12 protein-coding genes and 1 pseudogene are annotated in these 17,897 nt (G+C 65.1%); 7 read left to right on the forward strand and 6 right to left on the reverse strand.

All coding sequences use genetic code 11. From position 1 onward, the window contains the following. Positions 1 to 7 precede the first annotated feature (7 nt). The 3 genes from HTUR_RS10695 (at position 8) to HTUR_RS10705 (ending at position 3,618) form a co-directional block, all read left to right on the forward strand. Complete coding sequence (locus HTUR_RS10695) at positions 8 to 1,456, forward strand: endo-1,4-beta-xylanase (RefSeq protein ID WP_012943342.1); 1,449 nt, start codon at positions 8 to 10, stop codon at positions 1,454 to 1,456. Positions 1,457 to 1,775: 319 nt separating this feature from the next. Then, complete coding sequence (locus HTUR_RS10700) at positions 1,776 to 2,444, forward strand: PIG-L deacetylase family protein (RefSeq protein ID WP_187291447.1); 669 nt, start codon at positions 1,776 to 1,778, stop codon at positions 2,442 to 2,444. A 115-nt stretch (positions 2,445 to 2,559) separates the two neighbouring features. Beyond that, positions 2,560 to 3,618: a WbqC family protein gene (locus tag HTUR_RS10705; RefSeq protein ID WP_012943344.1), complete on the forward strand. Its 1,059-nt coding sequence runs from the start codon at positions 2,560 to 2,562 to the stop codon at positions 3,616 to 3,618. A gap of 168 nt (positions 3,619 to 3,786) precedes the next feature. On the opposite strand, the gene HTUR_RS10710 is transcribed toward HTUR_RS10705, so the two are convergent. Then, positions 3,787 to 5,577 (reverse strand): glycosyl hydrolase family 18 protein, encoded by a 1,791-nt coding sequence (locus tag HTUR_RS10710; protein WP_187291448.1) that lies wholly within the window; start codon positions 5,575 to 5,577, stop codon positions 3,787 to 3,789. 1,367 nt (positions 5,578 to 6,944) lie between these two features. Further along, positions 6,945 to 8,351: a nickel pincer cofactor biosynthesis protein LarC gene (gene larC / locus HTUR_RS10720; RefSeq protein WP_012943347.1), complete on the reverse strand. Its 1,407-nt coding sequence runs from the start codon at positions 8,349 to 8,351 to the stop codon at positions 6,945 to 6,947. Between the two features lie 248 nt (positions 8,352 to 8,599). On the opposite strand from larC, the gene HTUR_RS10725 reads away from it, so the two are divergent. Next, positions 8,600 to 10,831, forward strand: a complete 2,232-nt coding sequence (locus HTUR_RS10725) for a CDC48 family AAA ATPase (RefSeq protein ID WP_012943348.1) — start codon at positions 8,600 to 8,602, stop codon at positions 10,829 to 10,831. A gap of 182 nt (positions 10,832 to 11,013) precedes the next feature. On the opposite strand, the gene HTUR_RS10730 is transcribed toward HTUR_RS10725, so the two are convergent. The 3 genes and pseudogenes from HTUR_RS10730 to HTUR_RS10740 all read right to left on the reverse strand — a co-directional run. Further along, positions 11,014 to 11,946: a DMT family transporter gene (locus HTUR_RS10730; protein WP_012943349.1), complete on the reverse strand. Its 933-nt coding sequence runs from the start codon at positions 11,944 to 11,946 to the stop codon at positions 11,014 to 11,016. A gap of 164 nt (positions 11,947 to 12,110) precedes the next feature. Beyond that, positions 12,111 to 12,476, reverse strand: coding sequence for a DUF7344 domain-containing protein (locus tag HTUR_RS10735; RefSeq protein WP_012943350.1), 366 nt, complete (start codon positions 12,474 to 12,476; stop codon positions 12,111 to 12,113). A 180-nt stretch (positions 12,477 to 12,656) separates the two neighbouring features. Next, positions 12,657 to 13,241: pseudogene (locus tag HTUR_RS10740) on the reverse strand (oligopeptide/dipeptide ABC transporter ATP-binding protein); the annotation flags it as partial. 219 nt (positions 13,242 to 13,460) lie between these two features. On the opposite strand from HTUR_RS10740, the gene HTUR_RS10745 reads away from it, so the two are divergent. From HTUR_RS10745 to HTUR_RS10755, 3 genes are all read left to right on the forward strand, one after another. Further along, positions 13,461 to 14,099 carry a hypothetical protein gene (locus HTUR_RS10745; protein ID WP_012943351.1) on the forward strand — a complete coding sequence of 213 codons (639 nt, stop codon included), beginning with the start codon at positions 13,461 to 13,463 and terminating at the stop codon, positions 14,097 to 14,099. Between the two features lie 83 nt (positions 14,100 to 14,182). Beyond that, a complete protein-coding gene (locus HTUR_RS10750; RefSeq protein WP_012943352.1) occupies positions 14,183 to 14,647 on the forward strand; it encodes a DUF2240 family protein in 465 nt (154 codons plus the stop codon). Between the two features lie 24 nt (positions 14,648 to 14,671). Further along, the gene (locus HTUR_RS10755; RefSeq protein WP_012943353.1) at positions 14,672 to 15,082 is read left to right on the forward strand and encodes a hypothetical protein; all 411 of its coding nucleotides are present in this window, start codon (positions 14,672 to 14,674) and stop codon (positions 15,080 to 15,082) included. A gap of 45 nt (positions 15,083 to 15,127) precedes the next feature. Here the strand turns inward: HTUR_RS10755 and HTUR_RS27355 are convergent, their stop codons facing one another. Next, positions 15,128 to 17,755 (reverse strand): hypothetical protein, encoded by a 2,628-nt coding sequence (locus HTUR_RS27355; RefSeq protein WP_012943354.1) that lies wholly within the window; start codon positions 17,753 to 17,755, stop codon positions 15,128 to 15,130. Positions 17,756 to 17,897 lie beyond the last annotated feature (142 nt).

The following is a 17,897-nucleotide window of genomic DNA, read 5'->3' on the forward strand; positions in this document are numbered from 1 at the left end:
ATAGACGGTGACGAGCGACGATCGGTCATCGGGGACGCCCGGCCAGCCCGGTTCGGGCCGCGACGACTCGCCTCGCGGCACGCTCGATCGCCTCTCGCGGCGCGGCGTTCTCGGGGGGCTGGGGCTGGCCGGTCTCGGGATCGGCCTCGGCGTCGGCCTCCGACGGGACGAGGGCGACGACGGAACGGACGATGAGAACACTGACCCGGAAGCGGGAGGCGAGAGCGAGGACTCGTGGGAGGCCGACGCTGACGAGCGGATCGAGGACTACCGAACGACGTCGCTCGCGGTCGAAGTCGTCGACGAGGACGATGCGCCGATCGCGGACGCGGAGGTCGACGTCGAGATGAACGGACACGCGTTCGGGTTCGGCACCGCCGTCAACGCGGAGTATCTGGTCGCGGAGTCCGTCCCCGACGACGAGTATCGAACGGCGATCACCGATCTGTTCAACAAGGCCGTCCTCGAGAACCGCCACAAGTGGAACTTCTGGGAACTCCCGGAACACCGCGAACACGCGGAAACGGCGACGTGGTGGCTCCTCGATCGAGGACTCGAGATGCGAGGTCACACCTGTATTTGGCAGCGTCGCGGACAGGGGGCCATCCCCGACGACGTGCTCAAGGCGATGGACGAGGGCAACGCCGACCACGTCGACAACCGCAGCGACGAGCACGTCTCGGCTATCGTCTCGCACCACAGCGGGACGGAGAACGTCACCGAGTGGGACGTCCTGAACGAACAGATCGGGTTCCACGAGATGACCGATCTCATCGACCCGGACGAACCACCGACCCGCGCGCCGAAGATCCGGGACTGGTTCCAGTTGGCCGCCGACGCCGATCCCGACGCGCGCCTCTATCTCAACGAGTACGACGTTCTCCCCGGCGACAAAGACGATCACCGGGACGCGCTCGAGGAACTCGTGACGTGGGCGGGCGAAACCGACGTACCGCTGGACGGGATCGGCATGCAGAGTCACCACTGGGAGACGGACCAGCGACGATCGCCCGGGGAACTGCTGTCGACGCTCGACCGCTTCGCTGAGCACGTCGACTCGATTCAGATCACCGAGTACGACGCGTGGGGCGACGAGTGGACGGAAGAACTCGAAGCGGAGTACCTCTACAAGTTCCTGAAGACGGTGTTCAGTCACCCGGTCGTCGACGGCTTCATGATGTGGGGCTTCTGGGACGAGATCCACTGGCAGGGCAACGCGCCACTGTTTCGCGAGGACTGGTCGGAGAAGCCGGCGTACGACGCGTACACGGACCTCGTGTTCGACCAGTGGTGGACGGAGGAGTCCGGGCGGACCGACGTGGACGGCCTGTTCAGTACCGACGTGTTTCTCGGCGACCACGACGTGACGGTGCGCGCACGGGACGCCAGCGAGACGACGCACGCGACGGCCGAGGATCCGACTGAGGAAGAAACGGTTACCGTCCGGATCGGGTGATCGGCCCAGGTCCGGTCGGCGCGAGCCGTCGGCCGAGAATCGTTCCCATCCGTCTGCATCGGACCGCGTGCCCGACCGCCTGTGTGACGCCAGCCATCGATCACCGGCCCGATTCGCGTCCGTTATCCGGTTCTATGTACCGTCCGGCGGAGCGACAGCGCCTCGTCTGCCGCCCCACAGAGCGCGGCTACGGACTTGGCCCCGAATTGCGACCGGAGACGCGGGCAACCCGCGAATAAGCCCGAGACTGCCGGTCGAAACCATCGATGGGATAAATACCGATGCCGCCCCCGTCCTCTCAGGAATGCGAATACTCTGTGTGGCAGCACATCCGGACGACGAAGTGATCGGGGTCGGTGGGACCCTCGCGAAACACGTCGCCGAAGGCGACGACGTCGAGGTACTGATGCTCAACGACGGTGTGATGGCCCGGTACGAGGCGGAGACGTCCGCCGCTCGAGCGCGCCGCGACGACCGCCGAGAGCGGGCGCGGGCCGTCGCCGACTCGCTCGGCTTCGAGGACGTTACCGTACTCGATTACTGGGGGAATCAGCTCGACGACGAGGCGCTCATCGACGTCGTCCGCGACGTCGAGTCGAAACTCGATTCGTTCGAACCGCACGTGATTTACACACACTACTATGGCGACCTCAACATCGATCATCAGATCGCCGCGCGCGCCGTCCGGACGGCCGCCCGACCGCTCGCCGGGTCGACCGTCGATCGGATCCTCTCGTTCGAGTCGCTGTCGTCGACCGAGTGGGCGATGCCGACCGCGGGTACTGCGTTCCAGCCGACCGTGTTCGTCGACATCGACGAGCATTTCGACCGGAAGATGGACGCGCTTTCGATCTACGAGGACGAACTCAGGGAGAGTCCCCATCCCCGTAGCATGCGAAGCATCCGGAACAACAACCAGCTGTGGGGGGAAAAGGTCGGCCTCTACGCCGCCGAACCGTTCGAGCTGATCATGGAGCGTCAGCGGTAGAACCGGTGCAACACGGACTTAACTCCGATCCCGTGCCGTCCTGTTCACGTATAGGTGCGATTTCTCTTGTAAACGAGCGGTGAGTTATTAACACGACATATAACTATTCGTGCTCATGAACCAGACCGTCGCGGCGTACCAACCACGTTATTTCCCGCGACTTCACTACCTCGCTCGCGTACAGCAAGCGGACGTCTTCGTTATCTACGACGATATCGAATTTTCCCGGTGTTCCCGTCAGCACAGAGCCCTGATCGATTACGACGACCGAAACTGGCTCACGGTCCCGGTTCGCCACACCAGTACTGACGTCCGGATCGACGAAGCGCGGATCGACATGTCTTCACCGTGGCCCGTCCGACACATCAAGACGCTTCGCGGGAAGTACGGTGCCGCGGCCGACGAGTGGAAACCGACTTACGAACGCCTCTGTGTGAGTCCCGTCGCCGTCGAGACGCTCAGAAAACGGCGGGACGAGGTGGCTCGTCACGTCGGGCCGGAACTCGTCGACGAGTGTCTCCGGTTTGACGACGAATTGTGTGCCCGCCGACAGGAGTCGCAGTTGCGAGACCTTCGAGAGCGGAAGAACCGCCTCGCACGGCAGGTCGCCAACCGGAAGCGGACGGATCCGAACGCCGACGTCGCCGATCTCATCGCTCGGTCCGAAACCGTCAAGGAAGAGCTCGCCGCTGCGGAGACCGCTTGTCGCCGTCTCCGGAGACAGCGCGATCAGCTGCTCGTCGATATCGGCGCGTCTCTCGACGGCGAGGCGGATTTCGAGCGCCTCTCGATGGCTCGGCTGTGGGAACTCGAGGGCGTCGCGCCCGGCGAACTGATGGTCGACGTCAGACTGGTCGACCTCACGATCCCGATCCTCCTCGAACTGTTCGATCGATTCGACATCGAGTCGTCGGTGGTCCGCTCGAGCGAGCTTCCGGTCGCGCATCCCGGCGATCCGTCCGAGTACCTCGCTCGCCTCACGGACTATCTCGGCGGCGATCGGTATCTCACCGGCGAGGTCGGGTACGAGAACTACCTCGACGAAACGCCCTTTCGCGAGCGAGGTCAGGAGGTGGCCGTCCAGGACTGGTCGCCGACCTGGGTGGACGGAAACGTCTGTGCGCTCGACGTCCTCTACGAGGCCGAGAATCCGAGCGCGTACCTGAACTACTAACTCGCTGCCGGTCGCGGCGCGGTCGCTCGGATACCGCGTCGCTACCGGACGGACTCGAGGGTATCACCTCGTCACCGTCGACGCGATCGCTCGAGGCGCGAACGCAGAAAAATATCGGAACGGAAGCGCGTCATGAATCGACGCTGTCGGCTCCCGTAATCGTGCGAGTTACGCGCCGAGCCGCTGGTCGATCACGTCGATCAGCGTCTCGTCGCGATCTCCGTAGAACTCCCAGAACATCATGCCACCGTAGCCGTTCTCCTTGACGTACTCGGCTTTGATGGCCATCGATTCGGGGTCCTCGTAGGTGATGAAGACGTTGTCCCGAGCGGAGTAGACGTACGGGACCTTCGCCTCGTCGTCCCAGTACCGCACGTACGACGAATCGTTGTCGATCAGTTCCTGGACGGATCGGTAGTCGGTCGCGCCGTCGGCGACGGTCCAGCCGACGTCGGCCGGTCCGGTGAAGGACTGATAGAGGCCGTTGTTCCGGTCCGGAACGCCTTCGAAGCCGTAGCCGAAGAAGGCCGCGCCGTAGACGAGCTTTTCCTTGGGCATTCCCGCGTCGGCCCAGCCCCGCATTCCGGCGTCACCGTTGAAGTGGTCCGGGCTGGGATCGTCGGACGCGGAGTAGAGCTTGCTGTTGTGGTTCGTCTGAGAGCTCCACGTGCCGGTGTAGTCGTAGTTCATCACGCTGACGTAGTCGACCTGCTCGGCGATTCCCGGGACGTCGAGCTGTGCCGTCTTCTGTGGGTTCGACGCGGCAGCGACGCTCAGTTCGTACTCTTTTCCGTCTTGCTGTTCCGCTTCGTTGAGCTCCTCGCGGACCTCTTGGAGGAGTAAGACGTAGTTCTGCGGGTCCTCCGGACGCTCGCTGTTCCCTTGCGCGCCGCCGCCGTCGGGGAACTCCCAGTCGATGTCGATACCGTCGAAATCGTACTGGCGCATCAGCTTGACCGACGACTCGGCGAACCGCTCTCGGTTCTCCTGCGTCGCTGCGGCGTCGGAGAAGTGCGTCGAGAGCGACCAGCCGCCGATCGACAGCTGCATCTTCGTGTCCGGATGCTGGGCTTTCAGCTCCTGGAACTTGGCCAGGTTCTGCCGATCCGCGTTCTCGTCGCCGTAGGTGACCGTCCCGTTGGGCTGGACGTCCATGAACGCGTAGTTCAGGTGCGTGACCTTGTCGAGGGGCACGTCACTCGGCTGGTAGTTACGGTCGTAGATCGACCAGCTCGTGTAGTATCCGACGACTCGCATGTCGTCTCCGGATTCGACCGTGTCGGTGCCGTCGGTAGACTGGTTGGGTTCGCTGGTGCCGTCGTCGCCGTCGCTCGGCGCCGTATCGGTGGTCTCGTTGGTGCTTTCAGTTCCGTCAGTCTCGTTGGTGCTTTCAGTTCCGTCAGTCTCGTTGGTGCTTTCAGTTCCGTCAGTCTCGTTGGTGCTTTCAGTTCCGTCAGTCTCGTTGGTGCTTTCAGTTCCGTCAGTTTCCTGCTGATCCTCAGTTCCGTCACCGTCGAGGTCCTCGACGTGTTCCCAGACGCGGGAATCGGCGGGCGTGTCGCCCTGGGTCCACCACTGGGCTTCCCAGATACCGCCGTTCCAAACGACGCGGTCACCGCTGCGATACACGTCGCTCTCGTTCCACGCGGGATACTCGGAGTCGGCCGCCGTTTCGGCGCTCGAGGCGGCCACCTCGTCGGACGCGTTCGTTTCGTTCGAATCGCCGCGTACGGTGATCGTCACCGCTTTCGTATCCGTAGCGCCGGTATTGTCAGTTGCGGTCAACGAGACGTTGTAGGTACCGGGTTGGCCGAACCGGTGGGCGGTCCACCAGCCGTTACTCGTCGTCCCGTCGTCGAACGACCACTCGAGGTCGGTAATTCGTGCGTTCGTTGTGTGCGTGTCGGCCATGAATCCGACGCGCTCGTCGACGTCGACGGTTCCGTTGGACACGGTCATGTCTCCACCGTATACGACGAAGTCGGCTGAGACGCCGCTTTCGGCGGTCGGCGACACTGCGGCGCCGCCTACTGACGAGGTTACCAGCAGTAGTGCGACTCCGAGGGCCATATATACGTTCGTATTCATATTAAAATTCTAACTAATAGTGTGCGTACTGATTGGGGTCCGATACTCCCGTTCATGTCGTTGTTCAAGACTTCATCCATTAATCTACTATTTCCAATTCCCACACTGAATTCGATACGAGACAGTCACTATAAAGCTTCTTTTAGATGAATATTTCCTGATTAGAATACTATTAAATGCCTATCTGTTTATTTTCTAGCCGAAGTATACGCTCTCGTGGATGTCGATACTCGCGCTCCTCAGGGCCGTTAGCGGGCGTTTACCGAAAGAGCGATCTTACACGTCCGATCGACCGGGCTGTCGAACTCCGGACAAATCTCCCCGAACTCGACTCTCTCGCTTCGTCGACGAACGGGGTCGTAATACTCTATTACCGGTAGTTTACGACGGAATACCGAGTCGGATGCGGCTCTCGGTACGTTCTCTCCCTCGGGAAATTCCGGAGTTCCGTGTGATCCTCGCCGATCGTGGTATCGCTTGCAAGTCCAGACGTCACCGTCATCGTCGAGCGGATTCGCGAGGGTCTCGGCTGCGAGCGAAGGTGACCTCGTTCTCGTGGAGCGGGGAATCTATGAGGAGAGCCTCGAGGTTTCGACGCCGGAGATCACGATCCGACGCGTCGATCAGAACGGAGTCGTCATCGATGGTGGGCAGAGACGGACACCGAGATTCGATCACGGTCGACGGGATCGCCGTCGAGAACGTGACCGCTCGCTACTACGCGAATACCGCCTTCTTCTGGTCGGACGTCACTAGATCCGGGGCAGCTACTTCACGGTGTAGAATAACGGGTTATACGGATCTTCGCCTACGGATCGTCGGTTCGAGCACAGCTACGCGTCCTGACACCCGGACGCCGGCTTCGACTTCGGTCACAATCGTCCGTTCGAGAGGGCGTCGTCGACGCGACTGCTGAGCACAACAACAGGGGTACTCGGGCTCGAGTGCGGGGAGAACCTGACGATTCGGGACTCGATGTGGCAACATAACAGGTGCGGCATCGTCCTGAACACGCTGGACGAGTCCACGTCTCCGCAGCGCTTCTCTCGAATCGTGGCAACGAAGTGTATGAAAACGACAAAAGCGACGACCTCTCGAGCGATCAGTGGACCGAGGCGCCCGTCCCGTCGACGGGCCGACGATGGACGACTGAACGCATCCGTCATACTCGCCGACAGGACCACGTCGCGAGACGACGGGTGACCGCGCCGTCGGTCCCGGAACCGCTCGCGACCGTCTTACCCCTCCCGACCGCGTTTCTCGTCACCGGTCGCCTCGATTTCGATCGATTCGCAGGCCGCCGTCTCGGCCCGCCGGAGCACCTCCCGAACCGCCAGCCCCGTCTCTCGAGCCACCGCTAGCGCGTCGTCGTACTCCGCGCTCACGTCGTAGACCTCGCCGTCAGCGTCGCTCGCGATTTTCACGGTCACCTCGGAGGTCCCTCCGTCGACCTCGAGTTCCACCGTCTCGAACGACCGATTCGCGATCCACCGGTGGGTCGCTCCGGCGTCTCGTACGCCCAGCGTCCCGGTCTCCTCGGCCAGCGCTCGAGCCACGCGCTGGCGATCCGCGGGCTTACAGATCACCTTCACGAGGTGGCCGGGACGGGACTTCTTCATAGTCACCGGTAGAATCGAAACGTCTCGCGCGCCCGCGTTGGCGAGGGTCTCCTGCAGGCCGCCCAGCACCTCCGGTGTCGCATCATCGAGGTTCGTCTCGAGGACGGCGATGTCGTCTTTCACGAGTTCCCCCTGCGCGTCGCCGACCAGCGCCCGGAGGACGTTCGGGTGGGGGTCGAGGTCGTAGCCGCCGGCACCGTAGCCCACTCCGCCGAGATCGAGCGACGGCAGCGCGTCGACGCCGTCGGCGAAGTGGCCCAGAATGGCGGCGCCAGTGGGCGTCAGCAGTTCGGCGTCGACGGGGCCGCCGCGCAGCGACCAGTCCGCGCGTTCGGCGATCTCGACGACGGCCGGCGTCGGAACGGGGTACTCGCCGTGGCTCATCGAGACGCTGCCGCCGCCCGTCGCGAGCGGCGTCGTGACGATCCGATCGGGCTCGAGGTCGTGGACGAGCAGGACGGCACCGACCACGTCGGCGATGGCGTCGTCGGCCCCCACCTCGTGGAAGTGGATTTCCTCTATGGACTCGCCGTGAACGCTGGCCTCGGCTTCGCCGAGCAGTTCGAAGACGGCGAGCGCGTCGCGTTCGACCGCCGGCTCGAGGCCCATCCCCGCGACGATGTCGCAGACCTCCTGGTAGCTCCGGTGGGGGCCGTGGCCCTCGGCGCGGACGCCGTTCTCCTCGTGGGACTGTCCGTCGCCGTGGGCATGGCCGTGTCCGCCGTGCTCGTGTGCGTGGTCGTGACCCTGACTGTCCTCGTCGCGGTCGGGATCGTCCGCATCGAGAGTGCGGTGGTTCTCGTCGCCGTCGTGCCCGTCGGGGTCCACGGCCGAATCGCCGGTCAGGAACACGTCGACCGTCGTCGACGCGATCCCGCACTTGACCGTCTCGTCGATTTCGTACTCCACCGCGAGGCCGTCCGTCACGGCCTCGAGGACGTCGGGATCGGCGCCGGCATCGAGCAAAGCGGCGAGAATCATATCGCCGCTTGCGCCCATGCGGCCGTCGAACGCGAGGACTTGCATAGCTAGGTCGCCGGGGGGAACGATCAAAAAGGCATCTTCTCGCCGCGAAATAGCCGGCGGAGCGACGGTCACACGCCGTGTCCTCGAGGCGGTGTCGGTACCACCAAAACCGACCGATGCCGGTACATCTATGTACGCTGCCGTACCAGTTAGATGTGGTATCAAGTGGCACAGGCAACGACGTAGGCTAGCAAAAAACCTATCCGCTCACGAAGCGGAATCACTGACATCGCCGTCCATCCCGAATCATGAACGAAGTTCAACTGGAGGTTGCGAAGGCGTACCCGAACGACTCGGGTCGTGGTATCGCCCGACTCGACCCGGACACGCTGTTGCATCTGAAGCTGAGTCCGGGCGACATCATCGAAATCGAAGGCGCCGACACCACCGCCGCGAAGGTGTGGCGCGCCGACCGGCAGGACTGGAACACCGATACGGTCCGCATCGACGGGTTCACCCGTCAGAACGCCGACGTGGGGATCGGCGAACGCGTAACGATCCGCAAGGCGGAAGCCACGAAGGCGGATAAGCTCACCCTCGCACCCCCCGAGGAGGCGTCGGTCCAGTTCGGTTCCGACGCCGCCGGCATGGTGAAACGACAGATCTTGAAGCGGCCGGTCGTCGGCCGCGACATCGTCCCGGTCATGTCCTCGACGAACCATCCGTTCATGCGGTCGCCCGGCCAGGCGATCCCGCTCATTGCCGTCGAGACGGAACCCGAGGGCGTGGTCCTCATCACCGAGGACACCGACGTCGAGCTTCGCGAGGAGCCCATCTCGGGCTTCGAGAAGACCGGCGGCGGCATCACTTACGAGGACATCGGCGGCCTGCAAAGCGAGATCCAGCGGGTCAGGGAGATGGTCGAACTCCCGATGAAACACCCGCAGATCTTCAAGAAGCTCGGCATCGAGCCCCCGCAGGGCGTCCTGCTCCACGGGCCGCCGGGCACCGGGAAGACCCTGCTCGCGAAGGCCGTCGCCAACGAGACCTCCGCGAGCTTCTTCTCGATCGCGGGGCCGGAGATTATCTCCAAGTACTACGGCGAGTCCGAACAGCAGTTACGCGAGATCTTCGAGGACGCGACCGAGGAGTCGCCGTCGATCATCTTCATCGACGAACTCGACTCCATTGCGCCCAAACGCGAGGACGTCACCGGCGAGGTCGAACGCCGCGTCGTCGCCCAGCTGCTGACTATGATGGACGGCCTCGAGTCCCGCGGTCAGGTCATCGTCATCGCGGCGACCAACCGCGTGGACTCGGTCGACCCCGCCCTGCGCCGGCCGGGTCGGTTCGACCGCGAGATCGAGATCGGCGTCCCGGACGAGGTCGGCCGCGAGGAGATCCTGCAGATCCACACCCGCGGAATGCCCCTCTCGGACGACGTCGACCTCGGTCACCTGGCCGACGAGACCCACGGCTTCGTCGGCGCCGACATCGAGAGCCTCACGAAGGAGGCCGCGATGAAGGCGCTCCGGCGCTACCTGCCGGAGATCGATCTCGACGAGGAGGACATCCCGCCGAGCCTGATCGACCGGATGATCGTCAAGCGCCAAGACTTCCGCGGCGCGCTCAACGAGGTCGAACCCTCGGCGATGCGGGAGGTGCTCGTCGAACTCCCGAAGATCTCCTGGGACGACGTCGGCGGTCTCCACAGCGCCAAGGAACAGGTCCAGGAGTCCGTCGAGTGGCCGCTGTCGAACCCCGAGCGGTTCGACCGGCTGGGGGTCGATCCGCCGGCCGGCGTGTTGCTGTACGGACCGCCGGGCACCGGGAAGACGCTCATGGCGAAAGCGGTCGCCAACGAGACCAACGCGAACTTCATCTCGGTGCGCGGCCCGCAGCTGCTCAGCAAGTGGGTTGGCGAATCGGAGAAGGCCATCCGGCAGACCTTCCGCAAGGCGCGGCAGGTCTCGCCGACGGTCATCTTCTTCGACGAGCTCGACGCGCTCGCGCCGGGCCGGGGCGGTGAAACCGGCTCGAACGTCTCCGAGCGGGTCGTCAACCAGCTCCTGACGGAGCTCGACGGGCTCGAGGAGATGGAGAACGTGATGGTCATCGGCGCGACCAACCGGCCGGACATGATCGACCCCGCGCTGCTGCGCTCGGGTCGGTTCGACCGACTGGTCATGATCGGCGAACCCGACGTCGACGGCCGCGAACGCATCCTCGAGATCCACACCGAGAACACGCCGCTGGCCGCGGACGTCACGCTACGCGAGATCGCCGAGATCACCGACGGCTACGTCGGCAGCGACCTCGAGTCGATCGCCCGCGAGGCGGCTATCGAGGCCCTGCGCGAGGACGAGGAGGCGGACATCGTCGAGATGCGCCACTTCCGACAGGCCATGGAGAACGTCCGCCCGACGATCACGGACGACATCCTCGACTACTACGAGCAGATCGAAGAGGAGTTCCAGGGCGGCGGATCGGGCGGCCCCGGACCGACGGGTCGCCGCGACAGTCGGATCGGCTTCCAGTAATCGCGCTATCGGGCTGGACGCTTCATTTTTCGCGGTCTTCGATCGACGAGCAGTCGGCTCTCGGCGCAGTTTTGAAATCGATCCTCGCTACCGACCGGATCCCGGCCGATAGCCGCTCGAGTCTTCCATCTCTCCCGGCCTGCGCCGTACGCGGCCGCGGGGACTCTCGACCGGTCGTCGACTCACTCGCTCGAGGACCGGCCCCACTCCAGTGCGTGCCCGAACTCCTCGCGCAGCGCCCGTCGCTTGACGAGGACGAACCCGACTGCGATGAAGCCGAAGCCGAGGGCCGTCGTCGCGTCGATGACTTCCCCGAGGTAGAGCCAGCCGACGACGGCGGCGACGATCGGTGCGACGTAGGAGACCATGTTGATCTCGACGGCGCCCAGCCGCTCGAGCAGATCGAAGTAGAGCAGAAAGCCGAGCGCGCTGGCGACCAGCGACAGGTAGCCCAGCGCGCCGAGCGCCTCGGGATGGGTCCACGCCGACGGCTCGAGCGGTTCGCCGAGCGCCAGGCTGACGGCGTGCATCAGGAGTGCGCCGCCGATCATCGACCAGGCTTCCAGCGTCTCGATCGGGAGCGAGGCGTCGATTCGGCGCGTGAGGACGCTGCCCAGTCCGAAGGCGGCGGCCGCACAGAAGACGAGTCCCGTCGCGACGGCGTCGACCGACAGCAGGTTCGACGGATCGGGACGCGCGACGACCGCGACGCCGAGCAGGCCGAACAGGAGACCGCCGACGCCGACCGGCGAGAGCGCGTCCGACGGGACGAGCAGGCGCGCGAACCCGGTGGTCAGCACCGGCGAGAGGCTCACGACGATCGCGGCCGCGGCCGCCGTCGTGTGCTGCTGGCCGATGAAGAGGAAGGCGTGGTAGGCCGCGATCAACAGGACGGCGCCGACGGCGACCAGCGACCACTCGCCGCGGCCGCGGGGTCGCCAGTCGTCGACCGCGACGGCGGCGTAGGCGAGCATCAGGACGCCCGCGACGTCGTACCGGAAAGCGGCGAACAACACCGGCGGGAAGTACTCGAGGCCGGCGCTGATCGCGACGAACGCGGAGCCCCAGACGGTCGCGAGCGCGAGAAAGCGAACGAGATCGCGAATGCGGCTCATATCGGCCGTCTCGTCGGCACGGTTCTACGTGTTTCGATTCGAAACTGGGATCGCTGTCCGGAATACCGAAGCTGGGATCGGCGGACGGGAAGCGGAAAAGACTGAACGCTGATCGGAATAGGCGGCCGCGATACGACGAGACACGCTCCTGCGACGTTCGAGGGTTAGAGCGACGGCAGTTCGCGGATTTCCGGCTCCTCCTCGGTCTGCCGGAACTGCTCGAGCAGCGGCTTGATGTCGTCGAACCCGTCGGCGAGCACGATATCGCCGTTGCGGAGGTCGTACTCGATGATATCGTAGTCGGCGAGTCGCGGGAGGTGGTTGTGAACAAGCGAGACGTAGATCCGCTGCCGGTCCTCCTTGTCGATCTCGACCGGGTGGACGTCGAACTCCCAGGCGGCGATTCGGCTCACGACGTCCTCGAGGTGGGCGCCGCGGTTCTCGGCGAGCTGGTAGAGCAGGAATCGGCGTTCGGACTCGGCGAGAAGGGAGCAGGCCGCTTCCATCCGGGTGGCGTTCGCGTCGTTCATACTTCGATGAAGGCGTCCGGCCATATTACACCTACTGCCAACACAGATAGGGGCGATCGGCTGAACAGTCGGCTCGTGCCTCCCCAAAACCCGCCGACTGCGGGCAGGCATCCGATATTACCGAATGGTATCGCCGGAAGATTTCATCCGGCCGGAGCCGCGCGGTTCGACCGCGGTCGATCACGTCCACGAACTCGGACCGGCCGTCCGCTCGGCGGCCGCCCCGTGGAGGTGACAGGCAACCGTATGCGAGCCATCGCCGAGGTCGAGCGCCTCCCGTTCGCAGACGCTCTCGTACTCGGCCCGCAACCGGTCGGCGGCGGCCGCCCAGTCGCCCGCCGCGAGCTCCGCGAGCGCCTCGTCCACGACGGCCTCGTGACGCGGTGGCAACTCGGTCTCGAGTAACCGATTCTTCAGCGCTTCGGTCGCAGCGGGGACGTCCTCGTCGGACGCACCGCCGCCGGCGATATCGGACCGCTCGTCGGTTCCGACGGCTTCGAGCGAGACGTCCCGCCGCGAGATCCGCTCGCGGAGGGTCATGAGTTCGCGGTAGGTCTCCTGCTCGATGTCGAGGTCTTCGGGCGGGATCACCATCGGACAGCGGGTCCGGAACCGGCAGCCGCTGGGCGGGTTCCGCGGCGACGGCACGTCGCCGGCCAACGTCTCCCGGTCGCGCTCGCGCTCGTCGGTCGACGCCCTGGGAACGCTCTCGAGCAGGGCCCGCGTGTAGTGTTTCGGTGCCCCGAACAGCTCGTCGCACGCACCGCTCGAAAACACATAGGTATGGTAACACAAATAGCGAGCGATGACAGTCGGTGACAGATGACTCTCATCGATGCTGAAAATTTTCCCGTTAATATCAGACAGAATATATCAATAAACGGGCCGTACCGTTGTTTGTCACAGTATCACATGGTAACTCAACGTGTGGCATTTGTTATCGTGGACAGAATAGTTAAGTGGTCGAACGGCTTACTCGGTCGTATGGCCGCTCACGGCCGGTCCAACCTGCGGGACCTGTTCGACGAGTCGCCCACACCGCACATCGCCCATCCCCCGCGGACCCACCATCGGGACTTCTACGTCGCCACCGACGGCTCCTTCCGAGAGTCGGGCGGCGGACTGGGCGCTGTCATTGAAACGCGCGACGGCACCCGCGTCGCCCGCGTCGCGACCGCGGACGCGCCCCCGGACAACAACGTCGCCGAGTATCGGGCGCTCCATCTCGGTCTCGACGTGCTGGCCGCTCGCGCGCCGCGAGACGCCTGCGTCGGCGTGCTCGTGGACCACGACTCGTTGGCCAGCAACGTCAACAGCACCATCCTCGCGACGAACCATCCGGACGGCAAACCGCCGCGTCCGGTCTCGATCCCGCCCGCGTCGCGCCACCACTGGCGCGGTATCGAAGCGCGGCTCACCGGGTTCGGCGAGGTCAGGGCCGCACGCATCGACAGCGGACAGAACCCGGCCCACCCGCTCGCGAACGCCCCCGACCGCTACCGGCACGTCAACCAGGAATCCGAGCGCTGCGTCCTACCGGAGACACCGGAACCGGCCGCCGCCGAGTTCCCGCCGCCGTCCCGCGCCGATCGCAACGGCGGGAGCGGTCGCGCCTCGGACTGACGCCGTCCGGGCGACTGCGACCGTCATTGCAACGGCGGCGCGGAACCGCCACCGTTATCTCGCCGTTCCGGCGACCTCATTCTATGAGCCTTCGCGTCGCGGTCGCCGCCCCGTTCATCCAGAACGGCACCCGGCGCCTCCAGGAAAACGAGTTCGTGGTCGCGCTCTCGCTCGACCGCGACTGGTTCTCGCCCGACCAGTCGAAACGCCTGATCGACGTCGCCACGCAAGACGGCCTCCTCGAGCGCACCGACGACGCCCTCGAGGTGACGTTCGATCCCGCCGCGGTGACCGTCCCCGACGAGTTCGTCCCCGACGAGGAGCTCTTACAGGAGCGCTCGGCGTTCGAACGCGTCCTCGATGCGCTCGTCGCCGAGGGAATGGAGAAACACGAGGCGGTCGGCGCCATCAACCAGCTCCAGGAAGAACTGGGCCTGACCATCGAAACCGCCGCGGTCGTCTACGCCCGGCGAGAGGGCGTCGACGTGAGCGACCTGGTCCCCGTCGCGCGCGAGGCCCTCGCCGACGCGGAAGCCGAAGGGCGTTAGTTTCCAGGCCGCCGACCGCCTCCCATGGTCGAAGAGCGGATCACCGACGGCCGCCGCATCGCCGAACTGCTCGCCTCCGAACTCGACGGCCGCGAGGACGACGAACTCGCGTCGATCGAGGTCGCGAACGCCGACCGCGACGTCGAGCCGACGGCCGACGGTGCGCGCGCCTACGACGTGGCGCTCGCGTCCCCTGGCTCGGACGACGCCGAACGGATCGCGCGCGTCTTCGTCCACGAGGACCGGGCCCGACTCGAGTTCGAGACGGGCCAGGATATCGCGGCCGAGGCGGCCGCCGACCTCGAGTTGCGAGTGCGCCCGAAGGCGACGCAGCCGCCGCGAACGCTCGTGTTCGTCGAGAGCGGCGCCGCCGTCAAACGGGCGACGGACGTCGTGAAAGCGGTGAGTCGGGCGGAAAAAACGGAATCGTTCTAGCGCTGACCGCCCACGGTTCGGGCGGCGGCCCCTCGCCGGCTCAGTTCAGTAGTCGTCGGGGGTGATTCGGTCCTGATCGGCATAGACGAACGCCGTCCCCTCGTCGAACGCGAGGTCCGTCACCGATCCCGAGTAGCGGAACCGGTGATAGCCGGCGTCGATCGCGCCGACGGCCGTCCGTCCGTCCCGAATCGAGGCCGCCTCGCTCGAGTCGTCGCCGGCGATCGCTGCGATCCGTCCGTCGACGCTCACCTCGTAGCTTGCAGGCGAGCCGTTGCTGACTATCGTGAGGACGTGGTCGAGTTCCTCGCCGTACTCGTTGGGATCGACCCGCTCGTCGTCGAGGTAGACGCGGGCCGAGCCGTTGATCGTGAGCGACTCGAGGTCGCCGCTGAACTCGAAGGCGTCGCGCCAGCCCCGCAGCGAACCGCTCACGCGCCCGTCCACGATCGACGTATCGTCGTTGATCGATGCGCCCTGGTAGTTCGTCGGTTCGGCATCGCCGCTGACGCGGAAGTCGTAGCTGGTCTCGCCGATGATGCCGACGCCGTCGATCAACAGCGTGTGCTCGGGGTCGTTATCGGCGTGCCACGGCATGTCGCCCTTCCAGCCGTCGCCGGTCGCGCCCGAAAGCGGGTAGCGGCCGAGATACGACGGTCGATCGTCGACGAGCGGCTCGGCCGGGCCGTCGACGGTGACGTCGACGAGCAGCGAGTCGAACTCCCAGGCGTGGCGGCCGTCGACGATGCGGCCCGCGGCGCGCGTGCCGTCGTCGCTGACCCACATGCGGGACTCCTCGACCGTCGCACCGTTGTACGTGGACGGCTCGATAGGCCCTTCTTCGACCTCGAAGTAGTAGTCGGTCGGCTCACTCTCGCCCTCGGCGACGAACTCGTAGGTGTGTTCGAGCGAGTTGTGCCACGGCATGTCGCCCTTCCAGCCGTCGCCGGTCGCACCCGACTGCGGGTAGCGATCGAGGTTCGACGGTCGGTCGTCGACGAGCGGCTCGGCCGGGCCGTCGACGGTGACGTCGACGAGCAGCGAGTCGAACTCCCAGGCGTGGCGGCCGTCGGCGACGCGACCCGCGGCGCGCGTGCCGTCGTCGCTGATCCACATGCGGGGCTCCTCGACCGTCGCACCGTTGTACGTGGACGGCTCGATAGGGCCCTCCTCGACCTCGAAGTAGTAGTCGGTCGGTTCGCTCTCGCCTTCGGCGACGAACTCGTAGGTGTGTTCGAACTCGCGTTCGCCGTCGGTGCTGTCGTCGGTATCGGCGTCGTCGGTGGTCCCGTCGTTGCTGGCGTCGCTCCCGCCGTCGACGGGCTCGTCCGACGATCCGCTGTCGGTAGCGTGCCACGGCATGTCACCCTTCCAGTCGTCACCGGCCGCGCCCGAACGCGGGTAGCGATCGAGGTTCGACTGCCGGTCGTTGACGAGGGGAGTGGCCGGGCCGTCGACGGTGACGTCGACGAGCGGCGAATCGAACTCCCAGGCGTGGCGGCCGTCGACGACGCGGCCCGCGGCGCGCGTGCCGTCGTCGTTGACCCACGTGTACTCCGGTTCGATCGTCGCGCCGTTATACGACGAGGGCTCGATGGGCCCCTCCTCGACCTCGAAGTAGTAGTCGGTCGGCTCACTCTCGCCCTCGGCGACGAACTCGTAGGTGTGCTGGAGGTTCTCGTGGTCGCCGCGGGTTCGCTGCTCGCCGCCCGAGGCCGCAGCCTCGGCCGACGTGGGAACGCCGTCGGGAATCGAGAGATCGGGATCGCTCGAGACGGCGCTGCCGACGGTGACGGTCGAGCCGGCGCCCCGACGGATGTTGCCGCTGTAGCCGCCGCTCTCGAAATTGGCGCGGCCGGGCGAGTTGTTCGCGCCGGCGACCAGCGCGTACGGGTACGGGCCGTCGGAGAAGTTCGAGTCGCGGATGGTCACGGCGCCACCGTTCCAGACCCAGACGGGGCGGCCGTTCGTCTCGCCGTAGCCGCCGTAACCCTGTCCGTAGTCGGTGTTGTCGTTGTACGCGACGCAACCGATGATCGCGTCGCTCCCGCTCGCGACGCGGTACGTCGAAACGCCGTTGTTCTTGCCGAAACAGTACTCGAATCGGGCGCTGCCGCCGTGGGCGGTGTTCGAACAGTAGAAGGCGTTGTTCGGCCACCCCTGTACGTTACAGCGGCGGAACGTCACGTCGGCGCTGTTGTTCCGGTGCATGAAGACCGCGCCGGGCCCGTGAACGAAATCCGCGCCTTCCTTCGTCGATCCGTCGCCGAGATAGACGTTTTCGACGAGCACGTCGCCGCGGCCGGCGTTGATCGAGATCATGAACCCGTCGCCCCGGTGGAGGCCTTTGAAGCCGACGTTCCGGATCGTCGAGTTCGCTCCGTTGACCATCAACAGCACGCTGCTGCCGGTCGTGAGATCGATCAGTTTGTTCTCGAACGTTTCCCCGCTGCCGATGTTGATCGTCTGTCCCTGGGCCCGAATCACGTCGTAGTCGGCCGCGCTCGCAGCTCCGCTCGCTGCGGTCACTGCGGTCGCCGCGGCCGTCGTTGCCCCCGCCAATTTCAGATACGAGCGACGGTCAAGTAACGTGTTATTATCCCCGTAATCTGCACTCTCGGAGTTCGTACCGCTGGATTCACCATCATCCAATACTGCAGGATCGCGTGCCATACGATGCTGTAATTCTCCGTTTCCTATATAAGTCTTCTCTTAATTGTTGAATAAAATTAGAAGAATATCATGGTATCGTGACCAAATGTATAATTATGATTGGATTTATGTAGATATATTTTTAGAAGGAGTGGGTCGGTAC

Origin of the sequence: Haloterrigena turkmenica DSM 5511 (genome assembly GCF_000025325.1) — an archaeon.
In the GTDB taxonomy this organism is placed as follows: Archaea; Halobacteriota; Halobacteria; order Halobacteriales; family Natrialbaceae; genus Haloterrigena; species Haloterrigena turkmenica.